This is a genomic window from Nonomuraea sp. NPDC026600, assembly GCF_040638335.1.
GTDB lineage: Bacteria > Actinomycetota > Actinomycetes > Streptosporangiales > Streptosporangiaceae > Nonomuraea.
In genome coordinates this window covers 15,518-30,221 of the sequence record NZ_JBEZYD010000008.1, presented here as the reverse complement: position 1 = coordinate 30,221, position 14,704 = coordinate 15,518, and the positions used below count along the sequence as shown (strand labels likewise).

General features: G+C 71.1%; 15 protein-coding genes. 1 reads left to right on the top strand and 14 read right to left on the bottom strand.

Features of this window, described 5'->3' with window-relative positions; translation table 11 throughout:
- Window positions 1–139: 139 nt before the first annotated feature.
- Window positions 140–847, top strand: coding sequence for a TetR/AcrR family transcriptional regulator (locus AB0F17_RS20365; protein ID WP_358025032.1), 708 nt, complete (start codon window positions 140–142; stop codon window positions 845–847).
- Here AB0F17_RS20365 and AB0F17_RS20360 read toward each other — a convergent pair.
- The 14 genes from AB0F17_RS20360 to AB0F17_RS20295 all read right to left on the bottom strand — a co-directional run bounded on the left by AB0F17_RS20360 (window position 840) and on the right by AB0F17_RS20295 (window position 14,698).
- The gene (locus tag AB0F17_RS20360) at window positions 840–1,331 is read right to left on the bottom strand and encodes a hypothetical protein (protein WP_358025030.1); all 492 of its coding nucleotides are present in this window, start codon (window positions 1,329–1,331) and stop codon (window positions 840–842) included. The genes AB0F17_RS20365 and AB0F17_RS20360 overlap by 8 nt on opposite strands.
- 123 nt (window positions 1,332–1,454) lie before the next feature.
- Entirely contained in the window at window positions 1,455–2,144 is a 690-nt protein-coding gene (locus AB0F17_RS20355; protein WP_358025028.1) for a hypothetical protein, read from the bottom strand.
- The gene (locus AB0F17_RS20350) at window positions 2,141–2,692 is read right to left on the bottom strand and encodes an RNA polymerase sigma factor (RefSeq protein WP_358025026.1); all 552 of its coding nucleotides are present in this window, start codon (window positions 2,690–2,692) and stop codon (window positions 2,141–2,143) included. Before AB0F17_RS20350 ends, AB0F17_RS20355 begins: the two co-directional genes overlap by 4 nt.
- 76 nt (window positions 2,693–2,768) lie before the next feature.
- Complete coding sequence (locus tag AB0F17_RS20345; RefSeq protein ID WP_358025024.1) at window positions 2,769–4,025, bottom strand: hypothetical protein; 1,257 nt, start codon at window positions 4,023–4,025, stop codon at window positions 2,769–2,771.
- A gap of 9 nt (window positions 4,026–4,034) precedes the next feature.
- A complete protein-coding gene (locus tag AB0F17_RS20340) occupies window positions 4,035–5,354 on the bottom strand; it encodes an MFS transporter (RefSeq protein WP_358025022.1) in 1,320 nt (439 codons plus the stop codon).
- A complete protein-coding gene (gene paaI, locus AB0F17_RS20335; RefSeq protein ID WP_358025020.1) occupies window positions 5,351–5,764 on the bottom strand; it encodes a hydroxyphenylacetyl-CoA thioesterase PaaI in 414 nt (137 codons plus the stop codon). Before paaI ends, AB0F17_RS20340 begins: the two co-directional genes overlap by 4 nt.
- Window positions 5,761–6,609 (bottom strand): SDR family NAD(P)-dependent oxidoreductase, encoded by an 849-nt coding sequence (locus AB0F17_RS20330; RefSeq protein ID WP_358025018.1) that lies wholly within the window; start codon window positions 6,607–6,609, stop codon window positions 5,761–5,763. The genes paaI and AB0F17_RS20330 overlap by 4 nt, the downstream gene beginning before the upstream one ends.
- Entirely contained in the window at window positions 6,606–7,859 is a 1,254-nt protein-coding gene (locus tag AB0F17_RS20325) for an MFS transporter (protein ID WP_358025016.1), read from the bottom strand. The genes AB0F17_RS20330 and AB0F17_RS20325 overlap by 4 nt, the downstream gene beginning before the upstream one ends.
- Entirely contained in the window at window positions 7,856–9,085 is a 1,230-nt protein-coding gene (locus AB0F17_RS20320; RefSeq protein ID WP_358025014.1) for an AMP-binding protein, read from the bottom strand. Before AB0F17_RS20320 ends, AB0F17_RS20325 begins: the two co-directional genes overlap by 4 nt.
- The gene (locus AB0F17_RS20315; RefSeq protein ID WP_358025013.1) at window positions 9,082–10,074 is read right to left on the bottom strand and encodes a hypothetical protein; all 993 of its coding nucleotides are present in this window, start codon (window positions 10,072–10,074) and stop codon (window positions 9,082–9,084) included. The genes AB0F17_RS20320 and AB0F17_RS20315 overlap by 4 nt, the downstream gene beginning before the upstream one ends.
- Window positions 10,071–11,432: a lysine 2,3-aminomutase gene (locus AB0F17_RS20310; protein WP_358025011.1), complete on the bottom strand. Its 1,362-nt coding sequence runs from the start codon at window positions 11,430–11,432 to the stop codon at window positions 10,071–10,073. Before AB0F17_RS20310 ends, AB0F17_RS20315 begins: the two co-directional genes overlap by 4 nt.
- 8 nt (window positions 11,433–11,440) lie before the next feature.
- Entirely contained in the window at window positions 11,441–13,144 is a 1,704-nt protein-coding gene (locus AB0F17_RS20305; RefSeq protein WP_358025009.1) for a class I adenylate-forming enzyme family protein, read from the bottom strand.
- A complete protein-coding gene (locus AB0F17_RS20300) occupies window positions 13,137–14,483 on the bottom strand; it encodes an FAD-dependent oxidoreductase (RefSeq protein WP_358025007.1) in 1,347 nt (448 codons plus the stop codon). The genes AB0F17_RS20305 and AB0F17_RS20300 overlap by 8 nt, the downstream gene beginning before the upstream one ends.
- A complete protein-coding gene (locus tag AB0F17_RS20295) occupies window positions 14,480–14,698 on the bottom strand; it encodes an acyl carrier protein (protein ID WP_358025005.1) in 219 nt (72 codons plus the stop codon). The genes AB0F17_RS20300 and AB0F17_RS20295 overlap by 4 nt, the downstream gene beginning before the upstream one ends.
- Window positions 14,699–14,704: the final 6 nt, after the last annotated feature.

The following is a 14,704-nucleotide window of genomic DNA, read 5'->3' as shown; positions in this document are numbered from 1 at the left end:
CCGCCACGGCGTCTCCCGGAAGTCGGGGACCAGCGGGGAGGGGTCGTGCAGCGGGCCGAGATCGAGCGGGGATGCCTCGAACCTACAGGGCGCGAACGCGAGGCGTCCGTGACGAACATGTTCGTGCTAGGTTGCCCGCATGACCTCCAGCGACCGCGCCCGGGCACCCGTCAGCCGCCGGGAGCGTCCGGCGAAGCCCGCGCTGACCAGGCAGGGGATCATCGACGCCGCACTGACGATCCTGCGTGACGAAGGTCTGGGCAAGGTGACGATGCGGCGCATCGCCACGGCGCTGGATACCGGACCGGCATCGCTGTACGTCTATGTCCGCGACACCGAGGATCTGCACGCGCAGATCCTCGACACTCTGCTGGCTCCGGTGACGGCGACCACGCCCGGAGGCGGCTCGTGGCGGGACCGGTTGAAGGCTCTGCTGACCGGCTACCGCGACGTCCTGTTCGCTCATCCGGAGATCGCCCGGATGGCCCTGTCCACGCAGCCCAGCGGCCCGAACTACCTGGCCTTGGGCGACGCGATCGTGGGCCTGCTCAACGAGGGCGGCGTGCCGGACCGGGCGGCGGCGTGGGGCCTGGACCTGCTGTTGCTCTATCCCACCGCGATCGCCGTCGAGCTGAGCAGTCAGAAGTCGGCCACCCAGAAGGCCGACGATCTGACGGCCCTGGCCGCGCAGATCGCCGTCGTGGACGCGGCACGTTATCCCCGCCTGGCCCGGCTCGGCGACGAGCTCGTGTCCGGCGACGGCCCGGACCGAGCCGATTGGGCACTCGACGTCCTGCTCGACGGCATCCTCGCCGCTGGTTCGCGCGCCCCGGGGAAGGTCAGTTGACGCAGTCCTGGGTCTTGAGGCCGAGGGCGAACTGCTCGACCTTGTTGCGCTGGTTGACGCCGAAGTAGTAGTACGCCTTGGGGTTGCCCGGCACGGTGGCGTACCAGCCGCTCTCCTCCTTCTTGACGCTCGGGTAGGCCTTCTTGACCTGGCTGAGGGAGGAGCCGACGCCGACGCCCTTGGGGGTACGCACCCCGTTCCACCCGAAGATGACGGCGACGCCGCGCTTCTTGGAGATGTAGAGGCTGATCTCGTCCTTGGGGTTGGGGTGGACCTTGTAGTCCCAGCCGGCGCAGTAGCCGGGCATCTTGAGCACGATCTTGCCGGTGGCCTTGGCCTGCTTGGCGGTCATCCCCAGTTTGATGCCGCCGTAGCCGTACGGGCCGAAGGTGCCCGGCGCGGCGGCGGTGGCCCCCGCCGGGCTCGCGATCACCAGCGCCGCGCTCGTGGCCGCCAGCGCCGCCACCGTCACCAGTCGAGTCATGTGCATCCCCGTCGCCCCATTTCTTTGAACACGTGTTGGTATCCCCCTCTCTGATGCCGCCCGGCGGCGAAAAGTTCGCCGCCGGAGCGGGTAGGCGCTCAGGGCACGGCGGGCGGCTGGAGATCAGTTTCCGGTCGGCGCTTCTACGGAGTCCGCGTTCACGGGTTGGCACGGCGCGACCGGGCTGCCCGCCTTGGCCAGGTAGGGGAGGAACGCCCAGCTCATTCCTGGCTGGTTACCCGGTCGGAACTCCAGGACCAGCGTCTCTTCCGGCCGCATGAAACGCGGGGAGATCACGAAGGTGTCCTGGTTGATCGGCGCGGCGACGTCTCGGGAGCGCCAGTTGTCCGGCTTGTCGAACTCCTTGCGCTCCTGGTCGGTCATGTTCTGGGTGTTCGGTGGGTCGTAGGCCAGGTCCGCGCCGACGAAACGGCCGCGGGCGCACTGCTTGCCCGCCTCGGTGTACGTCACGTCGGCCGTGATCCCCTCGGTCCTGAGCTTGGCCTCCAGCCCTTCGGGGTCCCGCAACTCCTTGACCGTCACCTGGACGGTGCCGTCGGAGTTCTTCGTGACCGCGTACGCCGCACTCGACGACCCTGAGATCACCGGCACGGCCACCAGCGCGGCCGCCGCGAGGCCCGCGACCGCCGCCCCCGCCAGCAGGGGACGACGCCACGGTGAACGGCCGCGGCGCGGCGCGGGCGGGGTCGCCACGATCTCCGCAAGGAGGTCATGGACGCCCTGGCTCATGGAAGGCTCGGTGCAGGCCGCGGCCGGATCGATGGCGGACACCATACGGTCGAGCTTGTTCATCGTGTCTCTCCTCTCAGCGCGGTCATCACCGTGACCTCATCCGTCGTGTCGAGCAGCCGGGCCAGTCGTCTACGGGCCCGATACAGCCGGAGCCGGGCGGCGGTGCTGCTGCAGCCCAGTACCGTGGCGATCTGCGGCCCGGTCAGCTCCTCCCAGGAGGCCAGCGCGAGCACGTCGCGGTCGGCCGGGTCCAGGGCGGCGAAAGCGGTGCGGACCGCCTCGGTCCGCGGATCGGCGGGCGCCGCCTCCTGGCCGACGGCCAGTTCGCCGCGGAGCCGCGAGGCCAGCGCGCTACGGCGCGACTCCCCGCGCCGGTGATTGGCCAGGACACGGCGTGCCGCGCCGTACAGCCACAGCACGGTGGCGTCCCCGTCGGGAACGTCGTCCAGCCGCCGCCACGCGGCGAGGAAGGTCTCCGCGATCACGTCGGCGACGTCGTCGGCCGAATCGGTACGGCGCAGCGCGTAGCGATGTACGGCCGGATAGCAATCGAGATAGAGCCGCTCGAAACGATCTCGCGTGTCGGGGGGCACGCGTGGATCCTGCACAGGTGTCTCCTTACCGAAGAATGCCGGAACACCTCACTAGGTGTCCGGCATCTCCGCAAGTGTTTCCTGTGACGTGTCAGGAGTGGGGGCGTTCGTCCACCACCTGGAGGACCTTCCCGGTACGGGGATGCAGCACCAGCTCCGTCGGCCGTACCCATTCGATCGTCAGCGGATGGATGAGCCCCTCCTCCACGGACTGGGGATACAGCGGCTTGGCCGCGTACACGGCGTCGATGAGCCGTTGCGTCAGCTCCGGCGGCGGCTCCTCGACGCAGGCCAGCCGCAGCAGCAGCCCGTCCTTGCTGTTCCAGCGGCGCTGCACCATCTGCATCCCCGACATGGCCCGGTCCGGGTCCGCCGCGACGAGGACCGCGCGGATGGCCTCCGTCGACATCGCCACCGTCTCCACCCTGGCGCCCTCGTCCGACCTGCCGACCAGCCGGAATCCGCGGCAGTCCGCGTCGGTCCACTCCGCCAGGTCGCCGACCGGGTAGCGGATGATCGGCATCAGCGTTCTGAACAGGTTGGTGACGACCACCCGGCCACGTACGCCGGGCACGGTGATCGGTTCACCGGTCGTGTCGTCGATCAGCTCCACCAGCGTCCGGTCGGCGAACGCCTCGTGCACCCGCACGTCGTCGCCCGGCACCGGGCCGCCGACCAGCCCGGCGTCCACCGACGCGTAGCCGAGCGAGGCGATCACGGCCCCGGGGAACGCCTTGGCGAGCTGGGGACGCAGGTCGTCGAAGAGCAGGTCGCCGGCGAACAGCAGCAGCTCCACCGTGTCGGCCACCTGCCCACGGGCGGTCACCGCCTCGGCCACGCTCGCGAGCTTCATCGGCGGGCCCGCCAGCACGTCGACGCCGAAGTAGGCGATCAGATCGGCGACGGAACCGTCGGACGCGTGGCAGGCGATGGGCAGCCGGACGTTCTCCACCGGGGCGTTGTGCAGGGCGTGCTCGATGTAGAGGAATCCGCCGTACATCTCGCCGGCCGAGAACAGGTTCGCCACCCGGTGCCCCGGCCGCAGCCCGGCCCGGACCATGCCCGCGCCGAACGCGGTCACCGAGTCTGCGTGCTCCGTACGGGTCCACGGGGAGAACTTCGGCGCGCCGGTGGTGCCGCCGGAGGTGTACACGCCGGCGTCGGTCAGCGGTCCGGTCAGCAGCCGGTTGTCCGGGAAGACGTTCGCGGCCCAGAACGCCTTCTGGTCGACGATCGGCAGCCGGGTGAGGTCGGAGACGCCGTCGGGCAGGTCGCGGTACGCCTCGGCGTAGAAGGGCGAGTGGCGACGGGCGTACTCGATCAGGTCACGCAGGGATTTCGCGGGCATGTCTCGCTCCTAGATTCGGCTGTGGGCCAGATTGGGGACCCGGGCCAGCACCCGGCGGCGGTAGAACCACCAGTTGGTCGCCAGGAACACGGCGTAGCCGCCGATGAACACGTACAACGCCAGGTCGATGGACCCGGTCTGCCCGAGTGACATGGCGAAACCGCGCGGGATGAGGAACCCGCCGAACGCGCCGATCGACGAGGCGATGCCGATGGCCGCGGCGGCCTCCCGTCTGGCGCGCAGCCGGGCGTCGGGCTCGCCGTGCTCCGCCTGGGCCGTGAAGATCGCCGGAATCATCCTGTACGTGGACCCGTTGCCGATCCCCGAGGCGGTGAACAGCAGCATGAACGCGCCCAGGAAGAGCGCGAACCCGTGCTGCCTGAGCCCGGCGAGCGCGCCGACGACCCCTGCCGCCATGGCCATGAACGACCACGCGGTGACCCTGGCCCCGCCGTACTTGTCGGCCAGCCACCCGCCGACCGGCCGCGACAGCGAGCCGACCAGCGGACCGAGGAAGGCGAAGTACGGCGACGCGGACTCGGCGAACGTCGCCTTGACGACCAGCGGGAACGCCGCCGAGTAGCCGATGAAGGAACCGAAGGTGCCGATGTAGAGGAAGGACATGACCCAGGTGTGCTTGCGCAGGAACGCCTTCCCCTGGGTGCCGAAGTCGGTCTTCGCCACGGCCAGGTTGTCCATGAAGAAGTACGCGCACAGCGCGGCGGCCACGATCGGCACCACCCACACCAGCCCGGCGTACACCAGGCCGGCCGTCGCCACGAGCGGGATCAGCAACTGCACGACGGCCACCCCCAGGTTGCCGCCGGCCGCGTTCACACCCAGCGCGAACCCCTTGCGCCGCTCGGGATAGAAGTAGGAGACGTTGGCCATGGACGAGGCGAAGTTCCCGCCGCCGAACCCGGCCGCCGCCGCGGCGATCAGGAACATCCAGTACGGATGCGCCGGGTCCGTGACCAGCCAGGCGAGCACCCCTACCGGCACCAGGAGCAGCAGCGCGCTGGCCACGTTCCAGTTGCGGCCGCCGAAGGCCGAGACCGCGAACGTGTACGGCAGCCGCAGCGTGGCCCCAACCAGGTTCGGCACCGCCACCAGCCAGAAGAGCTGGTCGACGGTGAACGGGAACCCCGCCTTGGGGAGCAGGACGACGATCGCACTCCAGAGCAGCCAGATCGCGAAGCCGAGATGCTCCACGAAGATGGAGAAGACCAGGTTCCTGGTGGCGACGCGGCGCCCGGTGGCCGCCCAGAAGCCGGGGTCCTCCGGCTCCCAGTGATCGATCCAGCGCCCGGTCCTCCGCCTCTCACTCATGAGTGCTTCCCTTCGCTGGTGGATCCATCGGGTCGGCCGGAGACCATCACGCTCTGGCCGCGGAACTCCGCGACGATCTCGCCGGCCGGACGGCGTACGGTCACGTCGTAGACGCCGTTCCTGCCGTACCTGACGCGCTCCGTGGCCTCGGCCACCAGCTCGTCGCCGGCCGCGGCCGGGCGCAGGAACGTCACCTGCGCGCTGTGCGCCAGCGTGACGTGGCCGTAGGTGTTGCAGGCGTACGCGAACGCGGCGTCGGCCAGCAGGAACAGGTAGCCGCCGTGGGCGATGCCGTGGCCGTTCACCATCTCGTCGGTGATCCGCATCCGCAGCCGCGCCCGGCCGGTGGCCACCTCCTCCAGCGCGATGCCGAGCGAGCGGCAGGCCGGGTCCTCGGTGTTCATCGTCATACCGAGGCTCCGATCCACGTCCTGGCCAGAGCCTGGACGGCCGAGCCGTCCGGATCGGCGAGCTTGCGCGCCAGGTACTCGGCCACCCAGGCGCTGGTGGCGACGCGGAACGGCGGCTCGTCCTCGCTCAACGTACGCACCACCACCTCGGCCACCTCCCACTTGGACTGGCCGGCTCCCTCCCAGCCCGCGCCGCGCACCCAGTCGAGGTAGCCGTCGAACGTCCCCGCGTACGGCCCCGAGGCCGCCCGGATGGTCTCCCGGTTGATGTCCGGAAAAATCCCGAACTCGGTGTCCGGGACGAAGCCGGGCACGACCACGCCGACCCGCACTCCGTGCGCGGCCGCGACCGGAGCCAGGCTCTCCATGAACCCCTCGACGGCGCACTTCGCCGCCGCGTACGCCTCGTTGAACGGCTGCCCGACGACGCCGTGCACGCTGCCGACGGTCAGCAGGCGGCCACGGGCGGCGCGCAGCAGCGGCATCGCGGCCCGGCTCACTGCTATGACGCCGAAGAAGTTCACCTCCAGGTTGGCCCGCAGGGCCTCCATGGTGGACATCTCCATCGTCGGGTCGAAGTTGGAGACGCCGGCGTTGTTGACCACCGCGTCCAGCCGCCCGTACGCCTCCCGCACGTCCTGAAGGCATGAGGCGATGGACGCGGCGTCGGTGACGTCGAGGCGGCGGACGTCCAGCGTGACCCCGGCGTGGTCCGCCGCCTCGCGCAGCGAGCCGTCTCTGCCCGGGTCACGCATCGTCGCCACCACGGTGAATCCGGCCTTGGCGGCGGTGACCGCGGTCGCCAGGCCGATGCCGGACGACGTTCCGGTGATCAGCACGATCATGCCGGGCTCCCCTCGAACCGCTTGGCGCGGTCCAGCAGCGGCTGGATCCCCACCGCGGGCAGGAACGAGAACGCGGCCAGCAGCGTGCCGCCGACCATGACCGCCCTGGCCGCGTCGAGCACGCCCAGACCGCCGGTCAGCAGGGTGACCGCCGTCCCCCCGGCGAGGGCGGCCAGCGGGATCACGCCCCACGTCGCGGTGCGGAACGCCGCGTGCATCACGCCCTGGTTCTCGGCCGTCATCCGCGACTGGCGGATCGGGGCGCTGCAGACGTTGATGCAGGACATGAAGAAGCCGTAGCAACCGAAGGTCACGCCGATCACGGCCGCGGCGGGCAGCGCGGGCGCGGCGAGGATGCCCAGGCCGACCAGGCAGTGCAGCAGCAGCCCCCAGGCCATGGTCCGGCCGAGGCCCAGCCGGTCGCTGATCTTGGGCGCGACGAGCGCGCCGAGCACCGCGCCGACCGCCCCCGCCGACATCGCCGCCCCGAACACGCCCACCGAGATGCCCAGACCCCGGTAGGCCAGCACCGGCAGGACCGTGACGAAGATCGGGCCGCCCGAGTTCAGGGTCACGGCGGCGATGACCACCCGGCGCAGCACCGGATCGGCCCAGTTCAGCCGGAACCCCAGCACCAGCCGCGACCACACGGAACCCTGCTGGACGGCCTTGGTCCCCCAGGGCCGCATGGCCCGGAAGCACGCCGCCGAGACCAGGTAGCTGGCCGCGTCGATGAGCAGCGCGGCCACCCCGAACACGTGGTACAGGCCCGCCGCGATCGACGGCCCGGCCACCTCGGACACCGTGCTGCTGCCTTCAAGCCGCGAGTACGCCCGCACCAGCTTGTCCTCCGGCACCGTGGTGGGCACGGCGACGAGGTAACCGACGTTGAAGAAGATCGTCGCGCCGCTGATCAGCGCCACGCAGACGAACAGCACCGGCGTGGACAGCACGCCGAGCCAATAGGTCACGGGTATGGCCGCCACCGCCACCAACCGCACGACGTCGCACATCAGCATGGTCAGGCGCTTGTCCCACCGGTCGACCAGCACCCCGGCGACCGGCCCCAGCAGCGGGATGCCGAGGTACTGGGCCATGGCCACGATCCCCACCTCGAGCGCGGAGGCGTGCAGCACGAAGATCATCAGGGTCGGGACCACGAACACCGTGACCCGGTCGCCGACGAGACTCACCGTCTGGCCGCCCCAGTACAGGTTGAACTGCCTGCCCAGGGATCCCGGGAACCTCACGACTCCTCCCGTACGACGAAGCCTGAGGTCTTGCCGGTGCGCTCGTTGCTGATCAGCGCGTCGACGACCTTGACCCGGAACGCGTGCGGATCGTGCTGGAAGGCCGTGCTGATCGTGAACGTGGCGGACATGAGCTCGCCGCGCAGCCGTTCGGGCAGGTCCGGCGGCGCGTCCCGGTCGGTCAGCAGCAGCACGTCCACCGCGGACACCCGGCCCCGCTGCTCGGTGATGAGGATCTGCGCCCGGGAGACGCCCGGCTCGCGCTCCGCCTGGGCGACGATGTCGTCCACGTGCAGCCCCAGCCCGCGTACCTGCACCACCGAGTCCCGGCGGCCCAGCACCCGCACCGCTCTGTCCTCCCGGCCGCACGCGCACGTGACGAACCGGCCCGCGTCGCCGGTCCGGTAACGCAGCACCGGGTTGAGCATGTCCGGGTCGAGCGTGGTGAAGTCCAGCAGTTCGTCGGCGTCCGCGTGGACGAGCTGCGCGGGGAGCGGGTGGAAGACGTCCGCCGGGCACTCCGGGGTGTTGGTGCCGATGACCCAGGTCTCCGTGCTGCCGAACATGCCCCAGCGGCGCGCGTCCGGCGCCACCACGGCCATGTCCTCGTCGAGCTGAGGGTGCCACGCCTCCCCGAGCCAGAGCACCTTGCGCAGCGCGGGAAGGCGCACACCGGTGGCCCGCGCGTGCGCGAACCACAGCCGCAGCACGCTGGGGGTGCCGCCGAACGCGGTCACCTCCTGGGCGGCGAGGAACGACAGCCAGTCGCCGTACTCCTCCTTCGTCACCGAACCCAGCGCGATGACCCGGCAGCCGGACAGGTCGGCGAAGGCACCGGCCAGGAAGTGGGCACCCCACATGCGGCCGGCGCCCCAGCCGTTGACGAAGACGTCGTCGGGCTCCAGCGGCCGCCACTGCTCGTACACACCGGCCATGTAGAACCCGGTGGGGGCGTAGCCGACCTTGGGCGCGCCGGTGCTGCCGCCGCTCTGGAAGAGCCAGGTGGCGCCCTGCTCGGCCTTGGGTCTCAGATGCGCCAGCGCCACGTTCAGGTCGTCCTTCACCAGTGCGGGAAGCGCGGCGACGTCCTCCAGCGTGAGCAGCTTCTCGCAGCCGGCGTAGCGCGGCGCGAGCGCGGGCACGCTCCTGAGCCGCTCCAGGGCTCGCCGCGGGACGCGCAGGTGCGGCTCGGCCGCCTCGGGCGACAGCGAGAATGATTCGATCATTTCGTCACCAGACTTTCGGTCAGCCAGCGGGTGTGCGCGTCGCGGTAGGCGGTCCAGCGGGCCCGGGTGACGTCGCGCTGGAGCGTGCGGTGCGGGTCGCCGTAGTCCGGCGCGATCACACCGTCGGGTTCGAGCTCGGAGAACCAGTACCGCTCGCCGTCGAACAGGAAGTCGACGCAGAAGAAGGGAATGGGCAGCTTCTCGTAGAAGTACGCCGTCGCCTCGGCCAGCTCGGGCGGGACGGGCGGGAACTCCATCGTGCCGCCCCGGCTGGCGTTGGCCACCGGCGAGCCGGGCTCGGGGATCCGCTTCATCACGGCGTACGGCTGGCCGTCGACGACGTAGACCCGGTAGTCGATCGTGCCGTCGCCCAGGTAGGGCTGGATCACGAGCGTGGTGTCGCCGCCCTGCGCGAGGCTGGCCAGGCCCCGTATCTCCTCGGCGTCGCGGGCCAGGTTCACCCCGCCGCCGCCGCACCACCCGGCCGGCTTGACGATGGCCGGGTAGGTCAGGTTCGCCAGCGCCACCTCGTACAGGTGCTTGCTGGTGTCCCGGCCGGTGCCGATGCGGAGCGTGGGCACCGACGGGACCGGCGAATCGTGCAGGTAGAGGACCGTCGCCAGCTTGTCGTTGGCGATGGGCGACAGGCCCGGCGGGAACGACAGGTAGAAGCCGGCCTGCTCCAGCACGGCGTACAGGGCGTACTGGTTGAACACGTCCATGGACTGGTAGGGCAGCGAGTACAGCGCGGTGATGAAGAGTGTGTCCTCCGGGGTGACGGGTTCGTCGTCCACGTAGACGCGCGTTTTGCCGGGCTCCAGGCCGTCGACCGTCACCGCGTCGGGGGAATGCCTGCTCCAGCGCAGGCCGAGCTCGGCGGCCACGTCGGCGTAGAGGTCCCAGAAGAAGGGGTGCCACATCGCGGTGCCCCGGGTGGACTCGCGATCGGGAAAGATCCAGCACATGCGGCGCAGCGTGCTCGGGGTCATGGTCGTCCCTCTCCGTCGGCCCACCAGCGGCGGCCCGGCTCGGGCAAGGTGTCGATCGGGTCGTAGAAGGGGAAGCGGCGGTCCTGCTCGGCCGGCTGGAGCCCGATCCCGTGGTTCTGGCTCCAGTACGAGATGCCGCGTTCCCGGTCGTACTCCGCCACCTGGTGCACCCAGCGCTTGCCGACGTACGGCACGTCGCACACGAGCCGCGGCGTCGCGTAGCCGGGGAGGTAGCCCATGATGGCTTCCTGCAGCCGCTGCGCCTGGTGGACCGGGATCCGCCAGTGCTCCGCGTTGGGGATCAGGTCGCAGAGATAGAAGTAGTAGGGCAGGATTCCGGCCTCGCCCTGCAGGGCGAAACACAGGTCCAGCAGGTCGCCCGGGGTCGTGTTCACGCCCCGCAGGAGCACGCCCTGGTTGCGCACGTCCCGCACGCCCGCCTCGAGCATGGCCCGGGCCGCCTCGGCGACCAGCGGCGTCACCGACCGCGCGTGGTTGGCGTGGGTGTGCATGGCCAGGTTCACCCCACGGGCGCGGGCGATGGCGGCCACCCGGCCCATCCCCTCGACCACGGCGGGCTGGAGCCAGTGCTGCGGCAGGCCGATCAGCGCCTTGGTGGCCAGGCGGATGTCCCGTACGGACTCCAGTTCGAGCAGCCGCAGCAGGAACGACTCCAGCCGCGGCCAGGGCAGGTTGGCCAGGTCGCCGCCCGAGACCACCACGTCGCGCACGACCGGCGTGCGCTTGAGGTAGTCCAGCATCAGCTCCTGCCGGTCCACGGGTTTGAGCATGAGCCGGGCCTTGGCGACCTGCGGGGTCGAGGTGCCGACCAGGTCCATCCGGGTGCAGTGGCCGCAGTACTGCGGGCAGGTGGACAGCAGCTCGGCCAGCACCTTGGTCGGATAGCGGTGGGTCAGCCCCTCCACCACCCACATCTCGGCCTCGTGCAGCGAGTCGCGGCGCGCGCGTGGATGGCTGGGCCAGACCGGATGCCGGTCGGAGCCGACCGGCAGCATGTAGCGGCGGACCGGGTCCGTCAGGAACGCCCGGGTGAAGGCGGCCGGATCGCTCACGGCGTCCGGCGCCATCACGTTGAGCAACTGCGGTGTGATCAGCATGGACATGGTCGCGAACCGGGCCCGGTCGGCCGCCAGGTCGGCGTAGAAGGACTCCTGGAGCAGGTCGCCGACCACCGCGCGTAACTGCCCGGCGTGCTGCACGCAGTGGGCGCGCTGCCACTGGGCATCGCGCCACTGCGCGTCGGTGACGCCGCACCAGCCCGGCAGCCGTCGCCAGTCCGGCTCGACGAGCGGACGGCGCACATAGGTGTACGGGTGGCGGGCGGCGTCGGCGTTCATCTGAAGGCTCATTCGGTGAACAGCACCGCGTGGCGGGTGCGGAGCTCGCGCTTGAGCACCTTGCCCGTGGGGCCGAGCGGATAGTCCTCGTCGCTCCGCGCGATGATGACCGCGGCGAGTGTGGCCAGACCGGCGTCGGCGAGGGCCTTGTTCGCCTTCTCCCGCACCTCGTCGGCGGTGGCGTCGGCGGCGTCGGCCTGCGGCCGCACCACGGCGATCGGGCGCTGCCCCTCTCCTGCCCTGCCGGGCACGCCGACGACCGAGCAGTCCTGGACGAGGTCGGCGCAGTCGGCGATGAGGATCTCCTCGATCGGCAGGCTGTAGACCGGCCCGGCCGCGGTGTCGATGACGTCCACGGTGCGGTCGAGGTGGTAGAAATTGCCCTCGCTGTCCCTGCGCGCCACGTCTCCGGTCAGCCAGTAGCCGTTGAGCTCGAAGCTGCGGGTCAGCCTCGGGTCGTTCCAGTAGCCCGGCGTGCGCGAGGGGGTGATCACGGCCAGCAGGCCGACGGTCCCGTCGGGCACCTCTTCGCCGTTCTCGTCCAGCGCCGCGGCCTTGATCACCGCGTCCTGCGCCTTGCCCACGCACCGGTCGTCGCGCGGGGTCTCCGGCGCGGTCACCTGGCCGAAGAGCGCCATCCCCATCTCCGAGGAGCCGAGGCCGTCGACGAACTGGGAGCCGGGCAGCGGTTCGCCGGCGGCGGCGCCTTCCGGGAGCAGCCACGACTTGATCAGCCCCGCGGGCCGCTCGCCGAGCTGGACCAGCCGCCTGATGTGCCCGTAATGGGCGCTGTCTCCGGTGTTGAACCAGGAGTGGACCTTCGCCGCGGCCTTGACCGGGAGCTCGCCGGTGGCCAGCTCCACGAACGTCCGCGGGAACGAGGCCACCATGGTCGGCTGGAACGCCTCCATCACCGGCTCCACGACCGTGCGCCGCCAGTCCGCCATGACCACGGTCGGCAGTCCGAGCAGCACCGCCGTGAGGAAGTAGCTGAGCCCGCCGGCGTGGGTGTGCGGCATGAGCGACATCAGCCGGTCGTACGGCTCGGCCGGGAAGCGCAGCATCCGGGCCTGCTTGCCGTCCCAGAAGCTGCGATGTCCGAGCGTCGTCGACTTCGGGGTGCCGGTGGTGCCGGAGGAGTGGATCAACGCCACGATGTCGTCCGGAGCGTGCCGGTGGGGGTACTCCTCCGGCAGCCGGCCGGACTCGGCGTCGTGGGCCCGTACCTCGGCGGCCAGGGCGATGAACCTGGGCCTGGTCTGCGGGGCGTTGCGGTAGGCCAGTAACAGCCTGGTCGTGTCGTCGGCGACGATGCCGACGACGCCCACGTGGTCGAGGTAGCGGACCATGACGTCGGCGCGCATCGCGTCGTTGATCATCGTCGGGATGGCGCCGAGGGCCGTGAGCGCCAGGAAGTGGAGCAGCGGGTCGAGCCCTTCCGCCACCACGATTCCCACCGGCTCGCCGGGCCGCACTCCGTTGGCCCAGTACCACTTGGCGTACCGGTCGCGCAGCGCCGCGAGGTCGACCAGGCTGTGGCCGCGCAGCACCACCCGGCCGCGGTGGTCGTTGTGGTGGCTGTAGACGAACGGGACCGCCCGGTTCGGGTTGGCCGCCAGAGCGTGCTCGAGGAAGTTGCCCGCGCCCAGTCCGGGCTCGGTCATGAATCCCTGCCGGACGGCCAGGGGGGCGATGGATGTGCTGTCAGTCATGGATGTTCCTCCATCGGTACATCGCGTTGATCTCCGCGGCCACCCGGTGTCCCGATCGGATGGCGCCTTCCATCAGGCCGAAGAACTCGGTGCTCGTCTCGGTGCCGGCCCAGTGCACCCGCTGGTGGGGAACCGCCAGCCGCGGGCCGAGCCGTGACCAGTCCCCCGGCCCGAACAGCGCGGCGTAGCAGCCCCGGCTGTACTCCTCGTGGACCCAGTCGGTGACGTGGCAGCCGATCGGCTCGGGCAACCCGGGGAACAGCCGCGCGGCCTGGGCGAACGCCTGCTCGCGCTGCTCGGCGGCGGGCAGCGCCGCGTACCTGTGCGCCTCCCTGCCGGTCACGAACCCGGTCAGCACGCCCACCCCGCCGTCCACAGGCGAGTCGTCCACGGTGGACAGCAAGGGGCCCCGCGCGTTGACCGACCAGCCGGACAACCCGCTGTCCCGCCAGGCCGGCACCGGATACACCAGGTGGACCTTCACCGCGCAGCCGGGCACCGTGCGGGCACCGGAGCGGGGCGACGGCGGGCCGGGCCGGTAGTCGATCGTGTCGGCGAGCGCCGGCGGCACCGCGACGACCGCGGCGTGGGCCCGTACCGATCCGGTCGCGGCGACGACGGTCACGCCGTCGCCGTCCTGATGGATCGCGCGCACCGGCTCGCCGAGCCGCACCCGGTCGCCCAGCCCCGCTGCCAGCCGCCGGCACACCTGGTGCGCGCCGCCGTCGATCCTGTTCTCCTGCGCGCCGCCCGCGAAGGCGTTCAGGTAGCGGATCCCACCGCCCGAGCGGAGGTAGAACGCCAGGTGCAGGACGGACACGTCCGCCGGGTCCGCGGCCATCATCTCGCCGAGGAACAGCGGGAAGAACAGCCGCGCGTCCGGGTGGCGCAGGTGCTCGCGCGCCCACTCCGCCGCGGTCAGCCGGTCCAGCCGGGCGGCGTCCGCGGACAGCCAGGGGGCCTCCGCGCGTACGCCTCGGTCCAGCTCGTCCAGCGCGTCGAACAGCTCACCGAGCGCGACCGCGGACAGCGGCGGGAACCGGCCGGCCCGGGTCCGGCCGTCTCCATCTCCGCCCAGCGCGAACCGGCTGGCGCCGGTCATGGTGGTCGGGGTGGTCTTCAGGTCCAGCTCGGCCAGCAGGGCGGTCAGCGCGGTGTGCCGGTCTCCCAGGTACGCGGCGCCGGCGTCCACCCAGGCGCCCGGGGCCACCTCGATGCCGTGCGTACGGCCGCCGACCCGCTCGCGCGCCTCGAAGACCGTGACCTCGACGCCGCGTGCCGCGAGGTCGGCGGCGGCGGTGAGCCCGGCCAGCCCGGCTCCCACGACGACGACGCTCATACCTGGCTCGCTATCTTCTTGGCGAGGGCGCCCGGAGTCGGCGCGTCGAGGAAGTCGTCGAAATCCAGTTCAACGCCGCTGGCCCGGGCGATCGCGCTCAGGACGCGGGTGGCGAGCAGCGAATCCCCGCCCATTACGAAAAAGTCTGAGTCCGCGCTGACTTCCGGGTTTTCCAGTACGCGCCGAAATACATCCGAGACGGCATTGACATTCACGGAATG

Coding starts and splice junctions, on each gene's coding strand:
- AB0F17_RS20365 (WP_358025032.1), top strand. CDS start 140: ATGACCTCCAGCGACCGCGCCCGGGCACCCGTCAGCCGCCGGGAGCGT.
- AB0F17_RS20360 (WP_358025030.1), bottom strand. CDS start 1,331: ATGACTCGACTGGTGACGGTGGCGGCGCTGGCGGCCACGAGCGCGGCG.
- AB0F17_RS20355 (WP_358025028.1), bottom strand. CDS start 2,144: ATGAACAAGCTCGACCGTATGGTGTCCGCCATCGATCCGGCCGCGGCC.
- AB0F17_RS20345 (WP_358025024.1), bottom strand. CDS start 4,025: ATGCCCGCGAAATCCCTGCGTGACCTGATCGAGTACGCCCGTCGCCAC.
- AB0F17_RS20340 (WP_358025022.1), bottom strand. CDS start 5,354: ATGAGTGAGAGGCGGAGGACCGGGCGCTGGATCGATCACTGGGAGCCG.
- paaI (WP_358025020.1), bottom strand. CDS start 5,764: ATGACGATGAACACCGAGGACCCGGCCTGCCGCTCGCTCGGCATCGCG.
- AB0F17_RS20330 (WP_358025018.1), bottom strand. CDS start 6,609: ATGATCGTGCTGATCACCGGAACGTCGTCCGGCATCGGCCTGGCGACC.
- AB0F17_RS20320 (WP_358025014.1), bottom strand. CDS start 9,085: ATGATCGAATCATTCTCGCTGTCGCCCGAGGCGGCCGAGCCGCACCTG.
- AB0F17_RS20315 (WP_358025013.1), bottom strand. CDS start 10,074: ATGACCCCGAGCACGCTGCGCCGCATGTGCTGGATCTTTCCCGATCGC.
- AB0F17_RS20310 (WP_358025011.1), bottom strand. CDS start 11,432: ATGAACGCCGACGCCGCCCGCCACCCGTACACCTATGTGCGCCGTCCG.
- AB0F17_RS20305 (WP_358025009.1), bottom strand. CDS start 13,144: ATGACTGACAGCACATCCATCGCCCCCCTGGCCGTCCGGCAGGGATTC.
- AB0F17_RS20300 (WP_358025007.1), bottom strand. CDS start 14,483: ATGAGCGTCGTCGTCGTGGGAGCCGGGCTGGCCGGGCTCACCGCCGCC.